This window comes from Vibrio sp. Y29_XK_CS5, from assembly GCF_024181835.1.
Lineage (GTDB): Bacteria > Pseudomonadota > Gammaproteobacteria > Enterobacterales > Vibrionaceae > Vibrio > Vibrio harveyi.
Genome location: NZ_JAMZAM010000001.1, coordinates 753,468 through 775,010, shown reverse-complemented (window position 1 = coordinate 775,010; position 21,543 = coordinate 753,468). Strand labels below are relative to the sequence as shown.

Sequence of the window (21,543 nt, the reverse complement as noted above, 5' to 3'; positions counted from 1 at the left end):
TTACTTCGTTAGCGCAGGTTAATAGTCAGGTTTGGACCAGTTGGGATATCGTCATCAAACCAACGAGCCGTCACAGTTTTGGTCTCGGTGTAGAAGCGCACCGCTTGTTTGCCGTAGGCGTGCAAATCTCCGTAGAAGCTGCCGCGCCACCCAGTAAACGAGAAGAATGGCAAAGGCACGGGAATCGGCACGTTTACACCTACCTGACCGACTTGAATCTCATGTTGATACTTTCTCGCCGCCGCACCATTTGCAGTGAAGATAGAGGTGCCATTTCCGTATGGGTTGCGATTCACCAGATCTATCGCTTCTTGTAACGTGTCGACCTCAATACACACCAAAACAGGTCCGAAGATTTCTTGGGTGTAAACCGACATCTCTGTGGTGACGCCACTGAATAAAGTTGGACCGACCCAGTTACCTTCAGGGAAGCCTTCGACTTCGCATTGGCTACCATCAAGTTCACACACCGCGCCCTGTTGTTTACCTTCTTCAATCAAACCAAGCACACGCTGTTTTGCTTGTGCGCTGATCAAAGGACCATACGCGGCATTCTCGTCATCCCAAGCACCCGGATGCACTTTCGCCATTTCTTGTTTTAGGTCGGCAATCCACTCTTTCGAACTGCCTACAAACACCGCAACGGATATCGCCATACAACGTTGCCCTGCCGCACCAACCGAAGAGCCAACTAAGTTGTTCACCACTTGGTTTTTGTTCGCATCTGGCATCACTACCATGTGGTTTTTCGCGCCAGCAAAGGCTTGAACACGTTTGAAGTTCTGCGTGCCTGTGGTGTAAATGTATTGCGCTACAGGTACCGAACCGACAAAAGAAATGGCTTGGATATCGGAATGCTTCAGCAATAAGTCGACCTGCTCCTTACGACCATGCACGATTTGCAGCACACCTTTTGGCGCACCCGCTTCTTCGAACAACTCAGCCAAGCGAATTGACGTGAGAGGCACTTGCTCAGAGGGCTTAAGGACAAAGGTATTACCGCTCGCAATCGCGATTGGGAACATCCACAAAGGGATCATGGCAGGGAAATTAAACGGCGTAATACCGCAGCACACCCCAAGCGGTTGAATCAGCGAATAACTGTCGATATCGGTCGCAACGTTCTCGACGGTTTCTCCCATCATGTTGCTGGCGATATTGGCAGCTTGCTCAACCACTTCGATACCACGCCACACATCCCCTTTTGCATCCGCAAAGATCTTGCCTGTTTCGTGAGACAGCAGCGTCGCCAATTCATCATGATGTTCTTTCAGTAGATGTTGGTAGCGCAGCATTAAACGCGCACGCTCAGACACGGCGACATCTTTCCAACAGGTAGAGGTGGCTTTTGCACTTTCAATTACCGCGTGCATCTCTTCATCCGTTGCGCATGGCAAGCGCGCAATCACGTCATTGGTGGCAGGGTTTGTCACTTCTACCCAATCCGTTGCTTGAGATTCACGAAACTCACCATCGATGAATAAGGGAACCGTGCGAGTCATAATCTAGTCCTTTGTTAGCGTTTGTCGTAATTGGAATTAAAGCGGTATCTCGATACCAATAGCAGTGGCTTCACCACCACCGATACACAGTGATGCAATACCTCGCATCACTTTTTTATTGTTGTTGTCGCCATCTACACCAAGCGATTGCAGTTGGCGTAGGCTATGAATGAGGGTCACTAAAATACGAGCGCCACTTGCGCCAATTGGATGCCCAAGCGCACACGCACCGCCTTTGATGTTTACTTTGTCTTTATCGATGCCTAATTGGCGTACCGCGATTTGCGTGACAACAGCAAAGGCTTCATTGATCTCCCAAAGGTCAACCTCATCTACTGACCAATCGAGTTGAGATAACAACTGCTCTATTGCAAAGACGGGCGCGAGGGTAAATTCGGCGGGCTTTCTGGCGTGGGTCGAGTGCCCTTTGATGATTGCTAATGGCGTTAAACCTTGATGCTGTGCCACCTGCGAGTCCATTAACACCAAGGCTGCAGCACCATCGGATATCGCACTTGAGTTTGCAGCCGTCACCGAGCCGTTCTTATCGAACGCAGGTTTGAGTTGGGGAATCTTGTCGAGCTTGATGGAGCGTGGATGCTCGTCGTAATCCAATGTTGAAGTGCTATGACGAGTCGTGATTTCTACCGGCGAAATTTCGTCGTCAAACAGACGCTGCTCTTGCGCTTCCAATGCTCTTGTCGCGGATAGGATTGCCCATTCATCCATTTGTTCACGAGTAAACTCAGAGCGGTCAGCCGTTTGCTGCGCATAGACTCCCATCAAGTGCCCTTCATACGCATCTTGAAGACCGTCGAGAAACATGTGGTCGTGAGTAGATTGGTGACCCATTCGCATGCCGTTACGCGCTTCTTTAAGCAGATACGGCGCATTTGTCATGCTTTCCATACCACCAGCGATAGCACTGCGAATGCTGCCCGCTTTGATAAGGTCGTGAGCTAACATGACGCTTTTCATGCCAGAGCCACACACTTTATTGATGGTGGTACAGCCTGTCGTCAGCGGAAGATCTGCACCTAGTGCTGCTTGTCTGGCTGGTGCTTGTCCGCACCCCGCAGGTAATACGCAGCCCATATAGACTTCGTCGACTTCGTTAACGCCGCTCGCATCCATTGCCGCTTTGATAGCAAATGCCCCTAATTGAGGCGCTGAATAACCTTGTAACTGACCTTGAAAGCGCCCAATTGGCGTTCGCTTTGCACTGACTATCCAGATGTCGTTTCCCATGATCTCGTCCCTTCTGACGATAATTCACAGTTCACGAACTCATCCCTCACACCTGCTACCACGGAGCTTTCACACAGAATGTGTTGTCACTCCAGCCTCTCGTAAAACGATGAATTTTCGCACTGTGATTTCTTGACGTTTACGTAAGCATAGCACTAACATTTACGTTAACGTAAAGAAACACATTAATAACAACACAAATTTACTCTCATGCTTTTAGCTAGCCCGTTTAGTTCAAGGCTTGAAGGGATTTTAAGAAGCCAAAACTATTCATTAGAGGGAAAAACCGAGTGGATAAATTCAAGATAAGTGACCTCGCCAAAGAGTTCGACATCACGACCCGAAGCATCCGTTTTTATGAGGATGTCGGGCTGATAGAGCCGGAACGAAAAGGAAATATTCGCGTATATCAACGCAGGGATAAGATCCGTCTCAAGCTGATTTTACGTGGAAAGCGATTGGGTTTTTCGCTTGCGGAAATTCGAGAGTTGTTTGAGCTTTACGATACCCAACAAAGCGATGGTCAGCTGCTTAAAATGCTAACCATCATTGATGAAAAACAAGCGCACTTACAGCAGCAACTGGATGATATTAGCGTTGTAATGAACGAGCTAGAAACCGCCAAAGAGCGATGCAAGCAAGCGCTAAGCGACAATAAAACTAACAGCCAATAACTAAAAACTTGTAACGACGAAAACAAACAAGAACAACCATAATTTCCAAGCCCAAGCAGTGTAACTCGAACCTTATTTGTACTAGGGTCTGTTGACCTTTCGAGCTGATTTTTGCAGCGAATTGTTGGGCATTGATACTAGGCAGAGACTTTGATGTGTAGTTAGCCTACATGAGAAGTCGAAAACGAAGTAGAAATTACCAACAAACGCTGCCCAAAGGGTTCGGCTAAAATCGTTTTATGCTTTGTTAAGGAGTATTTGCTTAGAATGACTAGGCGACACACTCCTTGCCTCCCCTAAAACGATTTTATCTCGAACAAAATTTAACCGCGAAAGATCAACAGACCCTAAAAACCGCAGTACTCGCAACAGGGAAATGTTATGAAAAGCAGCTACACCCCACTCAACTTTGGGCTTGGTGAAACCATCGATATGCTCCGAGACCACGTCAACGCGTTTGCCACCGAGCATATCGCTCCCATAGCCGCAGACATCGACCGCGATAACCAATTCCCCAATCATCTGTGGTCCCAGTTTGGCGAAATGGGCTTGCTTGGCGTAACCGTCGACGAAGAGTTTGGCGGTGCAGGCATGGGTTATCTCGCTCACGTTGTCGCGATGGAAGAGATCAGCCGAGCTTCGGCATCTGTCGCGCTCAGTTACGGCGCACATTCCAACCTTTGTGTTAACCAAATCTTTCGCAATGGCTCTCCTGCTCAACGAGAAAAGTACCTACCTAAACTCATCGATGGTTCTCACGTTGGCGCACTAGCCATGAGCGAGCCGAACTCAGGTTCTGATGTGGTTAGTATGCAGCTACGAGCCGAAGATAAAGGCGACCACTTTTTAATGAACGGCAACAAAATGTGGATCACCAACGGACCTGATGCCGATACCTTAGTAGTTTACGCAAAAACCGACCCCAATGGCGGCTCTCGCGGTATCACCGCTTTCATTATTGAGCGGGAGTTTGAAGGCTTTAGCCATGCGCAGAAGCTCGACAAACTTGGTATGCGCGGCTCCAACACCTGTGAATTAGTGTTCCAAGATTGCGTCGTACCAAAAGAGAATGTATTGGGAGAACTAAACCACGGTGTCGAAGTGTTGATGAGTGGCTTGGATTACGAACGCGTGGTATTAGCAGCCGGTCCACTTGGCATCATGCAAGCCTGTATGGACGAAGTGGTTCCGTATGTTCATGACCGCAAACAGTTCGGCAAATCCATCGGTGAATTCCAACTAGTGCAAGGAAAGCTCGCTGACATGTATTCACGAATGAACGCTGCCAAAGCTTATGTTTATGCTGTTGCAGCCGCCTGTGACCGAGGTGAATGTACACGTAAAGATGCCGCTGGCGTGATCCTTTACAGCGCCGAACTTGCCACACAAATGTCGCTCGATGCTATTCAACTTTTAGGCGGCAATGGCTACATCAACGAATACGCGACCGGGCGTTTACTCCGCGACGCCAAGCTGTATGAGATTGGTGCTGGCACTTCTGAAATTCGCCGCATGTTAATTGGACGAGAGCTGTTCGAAGAGTCTCGCTAACCCACCGACAAGGAAGTCACTATGGCAATCATTAAAAGTAAAACCAAGCCAACCGACGAACTGTTTTTGTCGAATAAAGCGGTCATGACCGAGTTGGTGAGCAACCTTAAAGCCAATATAAAAGCCATCAAACAAGGTGGCGGACAAAAAGCCATTGACCGCCAACGCCTGAAAGGAAAACTGCCCGTTCGTGAACGTGTTATGCATCTTTTAGATGAAGACAGCGAGTTTCTTGAAGTCGGACAATTCGCCGCGTGGAACGTCTACGAAGAATCAATTCCATGTGCAGGTGTCGTCGCGGGAATTGGCACCATTGAAGGCATTCAATGCATGGTGATCGCCAACGATCCTTCCGTCAAAGGCGGCACCTACTACCCGCTCACCGTGAAAAAGCATCTACGCGCGCAAGAGATCGCCCAACGTTGCCAATTACCCTGCGTCTATTTGGTGGACTCTGGTGGCGCGAACCTTCCTCATCAAGCAGAAGTCTTTCCAGATAAAGAACACTTTGGACGTATCTTCTTCAATCAAGCCAGAATGTCAGCGCAAGGCATTCCTCAAGTCGCGGTTGTAATGGGGCTTTGTACCGCAGGCGGCGCTTATGTACCTGCAATGGCGGACGTTTCCATCATGGTCAAAGAACAAGGCACCATCTTCTTGGCAGGTCCACCGTTAGTAAAAGCGGCTACTGGAGAAATCGTCACCGATGAAGAATTGGGCGGAGCCGACGTGCATTGTCGCAAGTCTGGCGTTGCCGATTACTACGCAGAAAACGACCAACACGCATTGCAACTGGCACGCGAAGCTATCTCCAATACCAACCAATCACTCCCCGTTCAAAGCGACAAACCGGTTTTACCACCACGTTATGACGCAGAAGAGATGTACGGCATCGTCAATGCGAACCTTCGCTTGTCTTTTGATGTTCGAGAGATCATCGCTCGCGTGGTCGATGACTCAGATTTTGATGAGTTCAAAGCGCTTTATGGCAAGACCTTAGTATGTGGCTTCGCACGAATCCACGGCAATCTGATTGGCATTGTGGCGAACAACGGCATCTTGTTTTCTGAGTCATCACAGAAAGGCGCGCACTTTATTGAGTTGTGTGCCAAACGCAAAATTCCCCTACTGTTTTTGCAAAACATCACTGGGTTTATGGTGGGCAAAAAGCTTGAGGCGGAAGGCATTGCCAAGCACGGCGCGAAACTGGTGATGGCGGTCGCGTGTGCGGATGTGCCTAAGTTCACCGTGATTATTGGCGGCTCTTACGGTGCAGGCAACTACGGCATGTGTGGTCGTGCTTATGACCCAACCATGATGTGGATGTGGCCAAACGCACGAATCTCAGTAATGGGCGGAGAACAAGCCGCAGGCGTGCTCACTCAAGTGCGTCGAGAAGTGAAAAAACGCCAAGGTGAAGAATGGCCAGAGCCCGAAGAAAGTGCATTCCGAGAATCTATCGTAGACTTGTATGAGTCTCAGGGGCATCCCTACTACGCCAGTGCACGTTTATGGGATGACGGAATCATCGACCCGAAACAGACGCGTCAAGTATTGGCTCAAGCCTTAAAAGCCGCGCTCAATGCGCCAATTCCTGACAGCAACTTTGGCATATTCAGAATGTAGCAATGTAGAGAAGAAAGGACGTCACATGCAGGATCATCAACCGAGTATTATCCCCAATACCCAACGACAAGATGAAGTACTTTGGAACGTCGATGAATTCGGCGTCGCAACGCTTACGCTCAATCGCACAGAGAAGCACAATGCGTTTGATGCTTGCATGATTGATCTGCTGATCCATAGGCTGGATTACCTCGCTCTGCGCACTGATGTTCGATGCTTGGTGCTTCGAGGAAACGGCAAACATTTCTCCTCTGGGGCTGATTTGAATTGGATGAAATCCATGGCAAGTAGCACCAGAAAGCAAAACCTAGAAGACGCGCAAAACCTTGCACGCCTGATGCATACACTGGACGCTTTCCCTCAGCCTACTATTGCGGTTGTGCAAGGTTCCGCTTTTGGTGGCGCATTGGGCTTGATCTGTTGCTGTGATATCGCCATCTCAGCGGAGAATGCGAACTTCTGCTTGAGTGAAGTCAAACTGGGACTGGTTCCCGCAACCATCTCTCCTTATGTCATGCGATCTATGGGTAACCGTCAAGCTCGTCGTTACATACTCAGCGCCGAAGTAATTAACGCTGACAAAGCAGAAAAGTTTGGCATTGTGCATGAGGTTCATAAGCTGGATAAAATCGAAGCCGTAGTAGAAAGCTTGATTGATTCTTTACTGCTCAATAGCCCAGATGCGATGCGAAAAGCCAAAGCGTTATGTCATCAATGCCACCAAAATCCGATTGATGGTCAGCTTATTCAATACACAAGCCAACTTATCGCAGACATTCGCGTTTCGCCGCAGGGACAAGATGGCTTGCAAGCCTTTCTGGAGAAACGAGAACCGGGTTGGATAAACAAGCCAGCTAAGGGCAAGAAATGAATTTGCCAAACAAGGTAAATATTGTCGAAGTGGGCGCAAGAGACGGTCTGCAAAACGAATCACCTGTGTCCACCCAAGCCAAGATCCGTTTAATCGATCTGCTCTCGGATACAGGGCTCACCCATATTGAGGCAGGATCTTTTGTGTCGCCTAAATGGGTACCTCAAATGGCGGATTCGCTCGATGTGATGAAGAAAATCACCCGCCGCCACAACGTCACCTACTCAGCACTAACGCCTAATGTGCAAGGTTTTGAACAAGCATTGAAAGCTGGCGCTAACCAAGTCGCGATCTTCACCTCCTCATCGGAGGGCTTTTGCCAACACAACATCAATTGCTCGATTGCGGATAGCCTTACCCGCTTTGAACCAGTAATGGAATTGGCAGCAAAGCATAACATTCCCGTTCGGGGTTACTTATCTTGCGTGGCAGACTGCCCTTACGACGGGCCAACCAAGCCCGAGCAAGTCGCAAGAGTCGCTAACCTGCTGATGGAATTAGGGTGCTATGAGGTTTCACTTGGAGACACCATAGGTACAGGCACGCCGATACGCATCGCTAAAATGTTAGAAGCCGTACAAGTAAAAGTCCCAACCAATAAGTTTGCGGTGCATTTTCACGACACATGGGGGCAAGCGTTGGCGAATATCTACCAAGCCTTAACGATGGGCATCAATACCATTGATAGTAGTGTGGCTGGGCTTGGTGGTTGCCCTTACGCTCATGGCGCTTCAGGTAATGTTGCTACCGAAGATGTGCTCTACCTTTGCCAAGGCTTAGGAATCGAGACCGGAGTAGATTTGGAGTTGCTTGCCAAAGCAGGATGGATGATCAGTGAAGAATTAAACCGTCAACCTATCTCGAAGGTGTCGATGGCATTAAAACAACGTTAATCATAAAACAAAAAAGCAGCCTTGCTTAACAGGGCTGCTTTGCATCTTCTAAGTACGATGAATTTTAGATAAAAAAGGCGTTAAAACTTGTAAGTAGAACCAACATACCAAGAGCCAATAGACTGGTCGTAATCTTTAATCGGAGTTTCTAGCGTGTAATGGTCAACTTCATAGCCTGCACGGAATGCAAGACCGCCTAGCATTACTGGCGCATATTCCAAGCCAATACCGAGGCGAACCGTGCCGCCATCATCTTTATGATTGTAGTTTTTGCCTGGGATATTTTCTTTTACTTCGTAACTGATTGAACCTAAACCAAGCGTCGCAAAAGGACGCAGCCCATTGTTGAATGTGTAACCGACATTTGCTGCTACAGTAAACGTATCGTGGCTTAGTTTTAGGGCTGAGATATTGTGCACTTTCACATCAGTATCCGCATATTTAGTGTATTGCGCTTCAATAGCAATAATGCGGTTGATTTGGTAGCCAGCAATCAATTTGTAAGCAGAGCCATCTGTATCTGAGGTCAACGGAACGCTTCTTCCTGATTGTAGAGCGAGTCGGTGACTTACATCATTCATGAATCCCGCATCATCGAAATCAGTGCTTCCGACACCCGCACCAAGGTAAAAACCACTCACATCGTGAGCAGAGGCAAAGCTAGAAACGAGTGCTGTAAGAAGAAGAGTCTTTTTCATTTTGAATTATCTTTACCGTGTTGTTTGTTTCGGCATACTCTAAAAGCATGCCCAATCAATAACTAAACGGAAATCAAATTGTTTTTACATTTATATTTACATATCCCTATTAAAAGAGAGGCTTAAAAAACGATCAAAAATATCAAACCAATGATTTTTAAAGGTTTATTTTTATTTAAACTGTCAGCTTGATTTATAAATTAATCTCGGTAGACTGTGCCGCTTTCAAAATAAAATTAGGTTCTCTTAACTTTTTAATCTCGTTTATCGAGATAGAAGTTGCCTTCTAAAAAGCCAATTTAGCAATGAAATCGATTCAGTTTTCAAACTTAACTTTAGAATGTGCAACAAGGACGTTACGTAATCAAAATGGAAATACAATAGTTCTCAGACCTCTTCCTTACGAAGTTCTTATGCTGCTCTTGCAGAAAAATGAGCCCGTATCCCGAGAAGAGCTTTTCGAGACATGCTGGGAAGGACTGGTCGTGACCGATCAAGCATTAACCAACGTGGTTTCGGGTCTGCGTCGTAATCTTCTTTCTTTGAAAGCACAAAACGCGGAAATCAAGACCATCAGTAAAGTCGGTTATTTTATTCAAGCCGAATCCATTGAAGTCTTGCTACAACCAGTATCTCAGATTGCAGAGCCTGCTTCAGAAGCCATTCGCAATATTGAGAATGAAAGAGTAAAACACCCCCTTCGTGTGCAAAAGAAAGCCAGTACTTTTCTTCTTGCAACGGTGTATGTCATTAGTGCTCTTACCGCTTTATTCACCCTTTTATGTGTTAAGCCACTTTTTGTGAAGCCAAACTACATAAAAAAGGATAACTATAAACACCTAGTCGTTGGTCAAACCAATTTCTATTTGCATGACGCAACTCATGGGTTTATTTCTGCCAGTGATTTAAACCAGATACTCAATGAACTAGCTCAATCACAATGCAATGCGGACGTTTACATACGCCTTTTCCCCTCGATCTATGAGCCAAATACGATGGCTTTAACCATTTGGTTTCAAAAACCTAACGGAAATAAAAACCATGTGTATCGCTACTTTAATGTTCAGAGAGAGCACCTTCGACAATATATAGCTGACTCTTACGTAAATAAGGAGGCTATATGCGAATTTTAACAATTGTATTCACAGCCATTGCGTCTGCATTTGCCGTCTATTACGGGCAATTTGAGGAGTACGATTTTAGCGGAACTCGATGGCGTTGTTCTGAAGCAAAGGCAGGTTTCACCTCTGCAGCATATCGTCAATATAAAAGCATCGAAGAGTATACAACTATCTATTTTCCTTCGAATACCAGCGTGATTTATTATCAATCAGGCGTGCTCAATCATAAGTCTGGTTTAAAAGAACCTTTTGAAATTGTACTCACAGCAAAAAATGACGTAGACGGTCAGCGAATTCAGCAAAAATTCAACACTGTCGATTGGAATCTGACACCAACAGAGTCTCCCTTGTTTATCAGAGATAAAGATAGTTTGGTCGGTTTTGAGTCTGATTTAAATTACTTTATTCAAGACGAACGTCTTTTCTTCTTCAACGCCAACGAAAGTGAAGATGTGAACATTCCTTGCCATAAAGTTTGATTGCTTGGGGTTAAATCTCGTAGTTAGCTTTGATTCCGATATCAAAGTGCAACGGCATGCGCCACTTAGCAAAAGACAGGAAGCCGATGACCAATCCATGCACAAAAAGCAAAAGGACGTTCTTAACGAGATACCTAACATTCTCTATTGACCTCTTGTGAAAACAGCCCAATTATGGCAGCTGATGAATATACCCAAGTGACTTCAAGGCGCTGGATTCAGAGCTTTGTCATTGATTCCCTATTTACCGAAAACAAGCAAGGAAAACAACGCAGCGTAATAGCCAGCTCTTTCCAAGTTGTTTGACTTAGCCATTGGTTTAATAGAAAAGCGAGTCAATGACACGCTTCCAAAGGGCACTCTTTGCAAATAGTAAGGGCTTGGTTTGTATACTTTGTTGGCGACTCCTGATTTAGACCCACTAGACTTTTAAATCACCGCCGCGTTTACAAACCAAGTCATTCTCGCTGAACCTAGCATCTCGAGTTTACTTGGGTATACAGTTGGGTCTACACAGGAATCAAAAAGAATGAGGTATCAAGAGTCGCCGTACTGATCAAAGAAACATCCCGAAGCAGTATAAATCTAGAGCGGCGATCAACCACATGCAATCACCGTTAAATCTAACATTTAATAGCGATTACGCTACGTAACCTACCACCTTAGCAGGGTTTCCCATTACTACAGCTTTTGTAGGAACGTCTTTTGTAACAACGGCACCAGCACCAACCATTGAACGCTCTCCAATTGTAATCCCTGGTAAAATTGTTGCATTTGCTCCTATTGATGCTCCTCGTTGAACCAATGTCCTCATAAATTTCTCTGGATATACTTTTGAACGTGGATATTTATCATTACTAAACACCACTGAAGGACCAATAAACGCCCCATCCTCAATAGTGATGCCATCCCAAACATAAACACCTGATTTTATCGTTACGTCATCACCTATAACGACATCATTCTCGATTAAAGTATGAGCACATATGTTGCAGTTGGAGCCTATAACAGCGTTCGCAAATATAATCGAAAACTGCCAAACTCTCGTATCCTCTCCAATAGCATTGCTCTTAACATCGCTTAACTCATGTATAAACATATTCTGACCCAGTTGAAACACCAGTTAATTCTAGACCGTAATTCTTATTGATAAATTTCTCAGGTCGTTTTCTTTACGATTCTGCGCATGCCATCTAAAAACAAAATATGTTACAAATGAGTGCTGGCATTGTTGTTTACACTACTGTAGACGGTAACGAGATTTTGGAAAGCGGAGTCTACCGCCAGTTCGGTAGATCACCAAAGAGAATAAGATAAGCGCACAACCAACGAGTTTATTGGAGGTCAGCACTTCGCCGTACCAAATCACACTCAAGATCACTGTCCAGACAGGTTCAAGGATCATAATCAGTGCAGCGTTACCCGCTTGGACAAACTTTTGTCCCATGGTTTGCATCACATAACGCAAGCTGGTTGCCAAAAGCGTACTCAGCGCAAACCAAATCCAAATAGACGTCGATACTTCAGTTGGCACCGTTTCCACCAAAGATGAAATCAACAAACCAATCAAACCCGTGACAAACAATTGGATGCACGTCAGTAACAACACAGGCAATTTTTGCGAATACTTGCTGTTTACGTTGAAGTGCAGAGCGAGCATCAAAGCAGCGCCTAAGAACCAAAGTTGACTGCTAGATTGTTGCCAACCACCAGCTAAAGACAAACACCCTAAGCCAAGAATCGCGATTGGTAGTGACACCCAAAAAATTCGTTGAGGTCTTTGACGAAACATAATCCACGCGACAATGGGTACGAACAGCATTGATAGGCTCATGATGAATGCGCCCTCACCTAACGTATCACTAATTGAAATCGCGTAGATCCAACACATCAGCGCGCCTCCCAAAAGCACACCAACGCCTGCCGCGGCAAAAATATCTTTCTTATTGGCAGCACGAAGCGGTTTGATACACAGAGGCAACAAACACAGTGAAGCGATAGTGAATCGCAGACCGATAAATCCGAATGGAGGGAGACCTTGAATGGTTTCTTTAGAGAAGATCCACCCTAATGCCGCGATCATCGTAGTAGCGACGAGCACGAATGCAGCTTTGCGTTCTGAGTTAAACATAATTACTCACAAAAAAGACCCTACGAAGGATTCGTAAGGGGTTCATATATCATTGATTTTAATGCGTGATTGCTAGTTATATTTACATCGCAAATGCTGGACTAAATGTGTACTTAGACTGAGGAGTGTTAACGTTTGCGAAGCGTTCACAGTATACATTGTGACTAATTCATCATCGAGAAAATTACTGTGAAACCCTGTCATTATTTTGTTATTTGAAACCATCAGAATAACAAGAATCCTTTAGGTAAAAACTCAAATACAGTACGGAATAACCTAAGTCTAAATTCGGGGCAAAATGTTACAATAGCAACGAAACAAAACAGACGTCAGGAGGTGCTTTATGAGACATTCAACCGTACTCTTTTTCATTCTGATCGCCTTGCTTATCATTGCTCCAATTGCGCTCGGCTCGCTGTTTAGTCTTATCTCCTCTTTTCGCGTGAGTACTATCGAAGCCGATCCAATATCCATCACACATATCTACGACATGATGATCTACCGTGGTCGATAATGTGTTTTGAAAGATCTCCTATTCTCTAACCGCTCTTGCTTATACCCAAGTAGCTTCGAGATGCTAGGTTCAGCGAGAATAACTTAGTTTGTAGACGCGGCGGCGATTTAAAAGTCTAGTGGGTATAAATCAGGGCGGTTTTCAATTTCCTCCACCTCTTAAAACAATACTGAGCCCACTCAAATCAAACAAAACTCACCATTTTTCAAAAGGCAAAAGCTAAGCACCTCTTTTCACTTTAGTTTTATTGGTAATGATTTTGTCCAATCCATCGAGTTGGCGCGTATTAGTAATGAAAACCACAACTAAATCGGCTTGTACATAGCGATATCGCCAGTACCTGCTTACTCTTTAACCTACAACAATAAAAAACAAACTCGTTCATTCACCTCACGAATAAGAGCGAAGAACCTGTTTGTAAAACGCCCAAGTTAGTGAAAACGCATTCAAATTACTAGGGAATCAGTGATGAGATTAAAGAACACACAATGCATGAGCACAGTGCTGAAGACGGCTCTCGTCGTCACTATGTGCTTCTCTCCGATCACCTTCGCATCCGACACCAATACCGATGCTCAATTTGAGGTTGGTAAGGAAAAGGCGAAAGTATGTATGACGTGCCATGGTACCGACGGAATTTCTACTATCGACGCCTACCCGAATTTGCGCGGTCAGAAAAAGAGCTATCTAATTTCGTCTTTGAAGGATTACAAAGCGCGTGAGCGCACAAGTGGTCTGGCGGTATTAATGCAGCAGCAAGCTGATGCACTTTCTGATCAAGATATCGAAGACATCGCCCATTACTACTCACAGTTAGGTAACGAGCCGCAGCCTTAAACGAGGAGCGTTCTTATGGAACAAGCAGCAACTCAATACAACACTCAAGTTGTGAAGTATTTTGTGTTGGCATCGTTAGTGTGGGCTATTGCAGGGATGATCATCGGTGTCATTCTTGCCGCGCAGTTATATTGGCCCGTGCTCAACTTTGATTCTCAATACTTCCAATTCGGTCGCCTGAGACCATTACATACTTCCGGCGTGATATACGGTTTTGTCGTCAACATTTTGATGGGTACTTCTCTCTACATCGCTCAACGCACCGGACGCTGTAATCTCTTTAACCAAAGTTTATCTTGGATGGTTTTCTGGGGATGGCAATTGGTGCTGTTCTTAGCACTCGTTACGTTACCGGCTGGCTACACGACATCTAAGGAGTATGCAGAATTAGAATGGCCAATCGACGTACTGATCGTCTTGGTCTGGGTGCTCTACGCTGTGCTGTTTTTCGGCACGATTGCGAAGCGGAAAGTTGACCATATCTTCGTTGCGAACTGGTTCTTCGCCGCCTTTATCATTGTTATTGCGATGATCTTCATCGTGAACAACCTTGCCATGCCCGTCTCTTTGATGAAATCCTATTCCGTCTTTGCCGGAGCGCAAGACGCTATCGTGCAATGGTGGTGGGGGCACAACGCGGTGGGCTTTTTGCTGACTGCCGGTGTGATTGGTATGAACTATTATTTCATACCTAAAGCCGCTGACCGCCCTATCTACTCTTACCGTTTGTCTGTTATCCACTTTTGGGGCTTGGTTGGTTTTTACACTTGGGCAGGTACCCATCATTTGGTTTATTCATCAGTACCGGTTTGGGTGCAAAACATTGGCATCATCATGTCTCTCATCCTTTGGCTTCCTTCTTGGGCAGGCGCTTTCAACAGTGCGATGACACTTCTACAAAACAAAGAGAAGCTCAAGTCTGACTACATTTGCCTGTTCTTCTTCTCGGCAATTCTTTATTACTGCTTGGCCACATTTGAAGGTCCTCTATTGGCGATTCGCTGGTTCAACATGTTAGCGCATAACACCGAATGGGTGATCGGTCACGTTCACTCTGGCGCATTAGGTTGGGTGGGCATGTCCGGCATTGCGGTGTTCTACTACTTTATCCCGCGTCTCTGGAACAAAACCGAACTTTGGTCGCAGCGTTTGATCAAGTGGCACTTCTGGCTAGCCCATGCTGGTGTCGCCATCTACGCTATCGCACTTTGGGTAGCAGGCATTGGCGAAGGCTACATGTGGCTAACCCAAAACGAGAATGGCGAACTGGTTTACAGCTTTATTGAAGCCATGAACTTTAAAGCGCCATGGTTGTTCTTACGTTTCTTCGGTGGCGCACTCTTTGTACTTGGTTTGTTCCTGATGGCGTTTAACTTGTATAAGACCGTGCGTTCTCCATCCGTACTAGTGGCAAAGGAGGCATAAGATGAGCAAAGATTTTACTCACTCAGTTATCATCTTAATCATCACCACGGTGGTTGTAGCTTCTTTTTCACTCGCAGTTTGGGTTGTGCCGAATATTCTTCGCACGGATGACATCGCCAAAGGCAGTTTAGCTAAGCCCCTAACCGCAATTGAGCTTGCGGGTCGCGATATCTACATCAGCGAAGGTTGCCATGTGTGCCACACACAAATGGTTCGCCCATTGGAACCAGAAATCAAGCGCAATGGTCGCGCTAACCAAGAGTCTGATGATATTTACGAGTTCCCAAACTTGTGGGGGTCTAAACGTACTGGACCAGACTTAACCAACCTAGGTCGGAAATATTCGGACCAATGGCATGTATTACACCTTATCGATCCACGCCAAGTTGTACCAACATCCATCATGCCTGCTTACCCTTGGTTGTTTGAGCAAACTCTGTCTGGTAATGCCATTGGCAACAAGATGGAAACACTGCGTACGTTAGGCGTACCCTATACCGACCAAGAGATATCAGACGCACGTCTACAAATTCGAGGTAAAACCAAGGGTGAAGCTTTGATTCGTTACCTTCAAAGCCTTGGTCAAGACACAGCACAGGAGGTGGCACCATGAGCACATTCTGGAACTGGTGGGCAGTTGCCTGCACCATAATATTTTTTGCCCTTATGGTGAGTGTTATCGTCAAGTATTGGCGAAGCAACCACAAAGCAGATCAAGACCATACCATTGCTTCTTTTGATGGTATAGATGAGAAAGATGCCCCACCACCTAAGCTGCTGTTTATAAGTTACGGTGTCGCGTTTTTACTCTCTGCAGGCTATTTAGTGTTGTATCCAGGGCTAGGTGAATGGAAAGGATTGGTGAATTATGACCAAGGAAATGACAAACTCAACTCACCTTCGACCACACTCGATCAGCAGTTTAGCCTAGTAACAAACACCTCTTTGGCGGTACTTGCACAAAATACCGACATAGTACGCACTGGACGCATGCTGTTTCAGACCCATTGCGCCGCTTGTCATAGAGATAACGCGCAAGGGCAAAAACACTTTCCTAACCTTATCGATAAAGAATGGATGTATGGTGGAGATGACGATGCCATTATTCACTCCATCGCAAAAGGGCGTAACGGTGCTATGCCGGGATGGGTAGAGGTAATGAGAAAAGACGAAGTAAATAAAGTCGCCTACTACCTCGCCTCTCTCAATCAACGCCACAGTGACGTGCCAGAGGTAAAAGTTGAACTTGGTAAACGTCTGTTTGTGGAATACTGCGCTTCATGCCATGGAGATGGCTCCATCGCAAACCAACAAACCGGTGTGCCTGATTTGTCAGACAGCGTTTGGCTTCATGGCGGCAGCGTCGAAGAGATTCAACACACCATCAATTACGGTTTGAATAATCTGATGCCAGCGTTTGAAAACCAGCTTTCCGAAAACGAGATCCTCGCCATTGGCGCTTACATCCATAAAGCAGGCGAAGAGGAAGAGCAAAAACTCTCAGCGCTTAATGCCGAGTCTGTCGAACGTGGCGAGTACTTGGCACACGCCGGTGATTGTGTCGCTTGTCATAGTGCGGAAGGTGGCGAACCTTTTGCGGGCGGTCTGCCATTTGTTACGCCTTTTGGTACCATCTACTCCACTAACATCACGCCTCATGCCAGTGAAGGTATTGGTGAGTATAACTATGATGACTTTCGTGATGCACTCGTAAAAGGTAAAGGCAAACATGGTTATCTCTACCCTGCTATGCCTTACACCTCATATCAATATCTGACTGAACAAGATATGACGGATTTGTGGGAGTACATGCAGTCTATCCCTGCCGTGGCGCGTCGTAACGATGAAAACCACATGATGTTCCCATCGAACATTCGTCTTGGTCTCCTTGGTTGGAACATTGTCTTTATGGACACCGATCCTATCGACTACAACCTACCTTCAGAGCTTGAGGGCGTGGTGGAGGACGTCGAGAAGTGGCAGAAAGGTAAATATTGGGTGGCAGGTTTAGGGCACTGTTCAGAGTGCCATACGCCGCGTAACATTGCTCAAGCGCTAATCCCTGAACGCATCTTCCAAGGCAACTTGATAGATGGTTGGAACGCACCTGACATTACGTCTACAGAGCTGTATGTGGGTGGTTGGGATGAGAAAACACTAACCGACTTCTTGCACACTGGTCACTCAGACAAAGGTACCGCTTTTGCCGGGATGGCTGACGTGGTCAAAAACAGCTTGAGTTTGATGACGCGCGAAGACATCGAGTCCATGTCTTATTACCTACTCAGCGGTGACGTAAACAACTTCATTGCTGCCGATGCGGTGCCTTTAGAGCCGAAAGGGTTCGATGAAGCTGCCTATCAAGATCCGATCTATGCTACTTACAAGCAAACGTGTGGCGCGTGTCATGGGAACGATGGTAAAGGTCGAGACCCTATTGCACCAACGCTCTTGAATAATGGCATCATCATGCACAGTGACCCATTCAACACTATTGCGGTAACGGTGCGTGGCTTGCAGCCTACCTATATTGATCCGGAGCGTAACTTCATGCCGATGGCAAGTTTTGAGGATATCCTCTCTGACGCACGTTTAGCCGAGCTCATTACCTTTGTACGTAGGCATCTCGGGGATCAACAGCAGGAAGTGACGGCGGCAGATGTGCGAGAAGTGAGAGAAACATTGGAAGCGGCTGGATATGCCGGCGGTCTGCACACCACCCCAGACATGTACGACAGGCGCGACAACACTATCAACATTCGTTAAGGTCAGCAGACTTCAGGACCTGTTTTCCTAGCTAACAGGAATAAAAAAAGCCAATCACAATTGGGTGATTGGCTATATATTTCTGTGAACAATCTGGTTCACTAACAACGTCAGTTGGCTAGGTGACCCTCGGCTTAAAAGGGTCATATAAACTAAAGCATTAGACATGCCAACTTTTCGATGCAGTAAAACCGATTGTTATTTAATCATTTGCAGTCAAATTGAACGAATAATCACACTAACCACTTTCCACTTATTGCATATTGCGAACAAGACCTTGCAATATGCAAATACAATCTTCAATTCATTTATGGCTTACGGGCGAGATCTCTCGCTAAAATTAATGCCAAACCGAAGACTTGAAGAAACAAACCAATACTTTTATACCAAGCCATCTTTTCTTCCAAACCTGTCATCACTTCCGTGGTTTCCAAGTTGGCAAGGTAATAGCTGTCTATACGATTACGGTAGTTATTTTGCGCCTGATTGATCTCAGACATCAGATTAGGTAACTGTTTAATTTGGATTGGACTTACTTCCTGCCCTGTCCATGCTGACAAATGCCCTCTCAACACTTGGTTCATTTCTTCTGAAACAGGTTCACTCTGAGCAAGGTGCAAATGCAACAACAATACTTCCCCCTTTCGCTCCAATGTTTCGACACTATTCCAAGCGAGTTGTATCGAATAGAGGTTATCGGCTTTTTGTTCAGCCAGTAAACTGATCTCTTTACCGAGTTTATCTAACACAACACTGGTTAAGATAATCGCAGCAATATTAAGAACCAGTCCAACAAACACCAATAGCCATGCAGGCGGTAAGTATGTCGATTTTTTTACCATAAGCTCCCGTAAGGTAAATAGATCAAGTTAAGGGCTACTAAACCAATCATAGTAAAGAAGGTTAACTTCATCCCTGTAATTCGACCTTTTAAATCCTCACCGAGAATTCCCTTTGCGTGAATCACACGCCCAATCACAAATACAATACCAGCAAGGTGTATCCACAGTAGCGAAGCGCCGTTGTATTCTAATAACGCCATTAAAATGAGAGTGATAGGAACGTATTCACTTGCATTGCTTTGTGCGCTGCGAGCGATTTGAAGCGCCTCAACTCCACCATCGGCGTAAGCGATTTTGTTGCTGCGGCGTTGCTTGATGACTTGAAAAGCGAGCCAGATGAGCAGTAATGCGAGAATAGATGCGTAAAGCGCGGTAACCATAAAACTTCCTTCTTTAGATATTATTGTTAGCTAATTATTCTATAAAAAACACATTTATAAAATACATACATTCTTGATTTAGAGTGACTAGATCTTTAAATCGCCGCCGCGTCTACAAACCAAGGCATTCTACCTGAACCGGGCATCCCGAAGTTGCTTGGGTATAAATTAGCCCTATAAATCTAAAGAAAGAAATCATCAAAGAGAGTGGTTAGCGAGCTTTTTACGCTTAGAAAGCTTGGCGATACCTTCGCAGATCGTGAACAGCAGACCCACCCAAATAAAAGCAAATGTCACCGCTTTTACACTATCGAATAGTTCACCAAAGAACACGACAGCCAATACAAATTGAAGACTCGGTTCAATGTATTGCATCAACCCTACTGTCGACAGGTTAGTAATTCGGATCGCAATCGAATAAAAAATCAGTGGGAGAATAGTTACTGGCGCACTTCCTAAATAAAGCATGAACGTGATCATATCGACGGTTGAAGATAACTCACCGATCGTCCATTGCTTAAACATCAGATATGCCAATGCGATTGGGGTAAGCACCACCGCTTCAATAAAGAGTGTTGTACTCCAATCAAAGTTAATCTTTTTCTTAAATAAGCCATAAAGAGAAAAGAATAAGCCCATTGTCAGCGCTACTAATGGTAACTGACCATATTGGATAACCTGATAAACCACACCGATAGTTGCTAAAAGAATGGCGATGAACTGACCTTTTGACAGCTTATCACCAAGGACAAAAACACCCAGCGCAACAGAAACCAAAGGTCCAATAAAGAAGCCTAAGCTCGCATCAATAACACGGTTATTGGTTAATGCCCAAGTGAATGCAACCCAAGAAATACACATTAGGCTACTTGCAACAAAGGTATACCAAAGGGACTTTTTATCTTTCCAGATAGCAGCCCATTTCGGCATGTGATGCGTGATCACCAGTACCAATAGAAACCCCACAGGTACAGAGCCGATGATGCGCAGCGCCAACAGTTCATCCATTGATGCATTTGGCAGAAAGCGATAGTAAACAGGCAACAATCCCCAGATAACAAAGGAAAGTGCAGCCATAAAATTGCCGTAACGATTGTTGTTCATAACTGACTCGACAAATAAAAAAGTGACGCGATTCTATAGAGCAAATTTGGTTTGTAAAGCGAAACAAAAGGACCAATATTCGCTATAAGGCTAGGCCTTGAATTACCGCGGTAATTCCACTAATGAAACACAGCGCTAGCGCACCGAAACGCACTTTTTCTTTAGGCAAGGACTGTGTTGTTTTTATTGCCAACCAATAGCCGAATGCGGCTGCAGGCAGTAAGGGCAAAGTAATGATCAAATGATGAAGATTGAAGAATCCCACCGGAATTTGAACCACCAACGAGATAATAGAGCTAAACACAAAGAAAGCAGAAAGGTTACCACGTAACTGATTCGCTTCTTGATGCTGAAGTAGTAACGCCATTGGCGGTCCACCGATCGCGGAGCTTGTACCAAAGAGCCCCGAAAAGAAACCTGCAAACGTCATGCGTCCTGGTGTTGGCTCAATGCGAAAAGGTAAAACACTCACAGCCACAGCAAAAAGCACGAGAAAACCAATCCAAAGCGTTAACGCTTCTGTCGAAACATAAAACAACAGCGCCCCACCCGCTAACGATCCGGGAATACGACCGATCAACGCCATCTTTAAACCACCGAGTTCAACATTACTGCGGTGCTTCATCGCATTCATTGATGAAATAAACAATGCAACTAAACAGATGGGAGCAGGAACGTATTCCGGAGCCCATAGAATAAGTAGTGGAGCCGCGACAATAGCCAAGCCAAAGCCAATAGCCGTTTGTACATAAGAGCCGAGGAAAATCAGCCCCATTGCAAGCAAATTAGTAGAATCGAATTCCATCGATGCGTTCTTATATTTTATCTATTTATTAGAGAGTTAGTTAAAAATAAATTATCTATTATTCACCTACTCTCGC

21 protein-coding genes are annotated in these 21,543 nt (G+C 45.5%); 12 read left to right on the top strand and 9 right to left on the bottom strand.

Going from position 1 to position 21,543, the window contains the following annotated elements:
• Positions 1-8: 8 nt before the first annotated feature.
• Positions 9-1,502, bottom strand: coding sequence for a CoA-acylating methylmalonate-semialdehyde dehydrogenase (locus tag NL647_RS03420; protein ID WP_253649637.1), 1,494 nt, complete (start codon positions 1,500-1,502; stop codon positions 9-11).
• Between the two features lie 36 nt (positions 1,503-1,538).
• Positions 1,539-2,750 (bottom strand): thiolase family protein, encoded by a 1,212-nt coding sequence (locus NL647_RS03415; RefSeq protein WP_253649636.1) that lies wholly within the window; start codon positions 2,748-2,750, stop codon positions 1,539-1,541.
• Between the two features lie 290 nt (positions 2,751-3,040).
• On the opposite strand from NL647_RS03415, the gene NL647_RS03410 reads away from it, so the two are divergent.
• The 5 genes from NL647_RS03410 to NL647_RS03390 all read left to right on the top strand — a co-directional run bounded on the left by NL647_RS03410 (position 3,041) and on the right by NL647_RS03390 (position 8,365).
• Positions 3,041-3,424 (top strand): MerR family DNA-binding transcriptional regulator, encoded by a 384-nt coding sequence (locus tag NL647_RS03410; protein WP_009704658.1) that lies wholly within the window; start codon positions 3,041-3,043, stop codon positions 3,422-3,424.
• A 381-nt stretch (positions 3,425-3,805) separates the two neighbouring features.
• On the top strand, positions 3,806-4,975 hold the full coding sequence (locus tag NL647_RS03405) for an isovaleryl-CoA dehydrogenase (protein WP_253649635.1): 1,170 nt from the start codon (positions 3,806-3,808) through the stop codon (positions 4,973-4,975).
• A gap of 21 nt (positions 4,976-4,996) precedes the next feature.
• Positions 4,997-6,601, top strand: coding sequence for a carboxyl transferase domain-containing protein (locus tag NL647_RS03400; protein ID WP_253649634.1), 1,605 nt, complete (start codon positions 4,997-4,999; stop codon positions 6,599-6,601).
• A 25-nt stretch (positions 6,602-6,626) separates the two neighbouring features.
• Positions 6,627-7,472 (top strand): enoyl-CoA hydratase-related protein, encoded by an 846-nt coding sequence (locus tag NL647_RS03395; RefSeq protein ID WP_253649633.1) that lies wholly within the window; start codon positions 6,627-6,629, stop codon positions 7,470-7,472.
• Positions 7,469-8,365 carry a hydroxymethylglutaryl-CoA lyase gene (locus NL647_RS03390; RefSeq protein WP_253649632.1) on the top strand — a complete coding sequence of 299 codons (897 nt, stop codon included), beginning with the start codon at positions 7,469-7,471 and terminating at the stop codon, positions 8,363-8,365. Before NL647_RS03395 ends, NL647_RS03390 begins: the two co-directional genes overlap by 4 nt.
• An 80-nt stretch (positions 8,366-8,445) precedes the next feature.
• On the opposite strand, the gene NL647_RS03385 is transcribed toward NL647_RS03390, so the two are convergent.
• The gene (locus tag NL647_RS03385; RefSeq protein WP_110415859.1) at positions 8,446-9,063 is read right to left on the bottom strand and encodes a porin family protein; all 618 of its coding nucleotides are present in this window, start codon (positions 9,061-9,063) and stop codon (positions 8,446-8,448) included.
• 305 nt (positions 9,064-9,368) lie between these two features.
• Here NL647_RS03385 and NL647_RS03380 point away from each other — a divergent pair, with 305 nt between their 5' ends.
• Complete coding sequence (locus tag NL647_RS03380; RefSeq protein WP_301339153.1) at positions 9,369-10,196, top strand: winged helix-turn-helix domain-containing protein; 828 nt, start codon at positions 9,369-9,371, stop codon at positions 10,194-10,196.
• Positions 10,184-10,663, top strand: coding sequence for a hypothetical protein (locus tag NL647_RS03375; protein WP_045487711.1), 480 nt, complete (start codon positions 10,184-10,186; stop codon positions 10,661-10,663). Before NL647_RS03380 ends, NL647_RS03375 begins: the two co-directional genes overlap by 13 nt.
• Positions 10,664-11,303: 640 nt before the next feature.
• On the opposite strand, the gene NL647_RS03370 is transcribed toward NL647_RS03375, so the two are convergent.
• Both NL647_RS03370 and NL647_RS03365 read right to left on the bottom strand, forming a co-directional pair.
• Positions 11,304-11,762 carry an acyltransferase gene (locus tag NL647_RS03370; protein WP_253260633.1) on the bottom strand — a complete coding sequence of 153 codons (459 nt, stop codon included), beginning with the start codon at positions 11,760-11,762 and terminating at the stop codon, positions 11,304-11,306.
• Positions 11,763-11,903: 141 nt separating this feature from the next.
• Positions 11,904-12,794 (bottom strand): DMT family transporter, encoded by an 891-nt coding sequence (locus NL647_RS03365; protein WP_017188965.1) that lies wholly within the window; start codon positions 12,792-12,794, stop codon positions 11,904-11,906.
• Between the two features lie 343 nt (positions 12,795-13,137).
• On the opposite strand from NL647_RS03365, the gene NL647_RS03360 reads away from it, so the two are divergent.
• The 5 genes from NL647_RS03360 to NL647_RS03340 all read left to right on the top strand — a co-directional run bounded on the left by NL647_RS03360 (position 13,138) and on the right by NL647_RS03340 (position 18,336).
• Positions 13,138-13,308 carry a hypothetical protein gene (locus tag NL647_RS03360; protein ID WP_009696160.1) on the top strand — a complete coding sequence of 57 codons (171 nt, stop codon included), beginning with the start codon at positions 13,138-13,140 and terminating at the stop codon, positions 13,306-13,308.
• A gap of 468 nt (positions 13,309-13,776) precedes the next feature.
• Entirely contained in the window at positions 13,777-14,145 is a 369-nt protein-coding gene (locus NL647_RS03355) for a cytochrome c (RefSeq protein ID WP_017819538.1), read from the top strand.
• Between the two features lie 15 nt (positions 14,146-14,160).
• Positions 14,161-15,570 carry a cytochrome-c oxidase, cbb3-type subunit I gene (gene ccoN, locus NL647_RS03350; RefSeq protein ID WP_005451576.1) on the top strand — a complete coding sequence of 470 codons (1,410 nt, stop codon included), beginning with the start codon at positions 14,161-14,163 and terminating at the stop codon, positions 15,568-15,570.
• Between the two features lies 1 nt (position 15,571).
• A complete protein-coding gene (locus NL647_RS03345; RefSeq protein WP_005451574.1) occupies positions 15,572-16,183 on the top strand; it encodes a cbb3-type cytochrome c oxidase subunit II in 612 nt (203 codons plus the stop codon).
• A complete protein-coding gene (locus NL647_RS03340; RefSeq protein ID WP_253649631.1) occupies positions 16,180-18,336 on the top strand; it encodes a cytochrome c in 2,157 nt (718 codons plus the stop codon). Before NL647_RS03345 ends, NL647_RS03340 begins: the two co-directional genes overlap by 4 nt.
• Positions 18,337-18,644: 308 nt before the next feature.
• On the opposite strand, the gene NL647_RS03335 is transcribed toward NL647_RS03340, so the two are convergent.
• The 4 genes from NL647_RS03335 to NL647_RS03320 all read right to left on the bottom strand — a co-directional run bounded on the left by NL647_RS03335 (position 18,645) and on the right by NL647_RS03320 (position 21,467).
• Positions 18,645-19,178, bottom strand: a complete 534-nt coding sequence (locus NL647_RS03335; RefSeq protein ID WP_253649630.1) for a DNA mismatch repair protein — start codon at positions 19,176-19,178, stop codon at positions 18,645-18,647.
• Positions 19,172-19,558, bottom strand: coding sequence for an MAPEG family protein (locus NL647_RS03330; protein ID WP_005449392.1), 387 nt, complete (start codon positions 19,556-19,558; stop codon positions 19,172-19,174). Before NL647_RS03330 ends, NL647_RS03335 begins: the two co-directional genes overlap by 7 nt.
• A 198-nt stretch (positions 19,559-19,756) precedes the next feature.
• Complete coding sequence (rarD, locus tag NL647_RS03325) at positions 19,757-20,662, bottom strand: EamA family transporter RarD (protein ID WP_253649629.1); 906 nt, start codon at positions 20,660-20,662, stop codon at positions 19,757-19,759.
• 82 nt (positions 20,663-20,744) lie between these two features.
• Positions 20,745-21,467 carry a sulfite exporter TauE/SafE family protein gene (locus tag NL647_RS03320; RefSeq protein WP_253649628.1) on the bottom strand — a complete coding sequence of 241 codons (723 nt, stop codon included), beginning with the start codon at positions 21,465-21,467 and terminating at the stop codon, positions 20,745-20,747.
• Positions 21,468-21,543 lie beyond the last annotated feature (76 nt).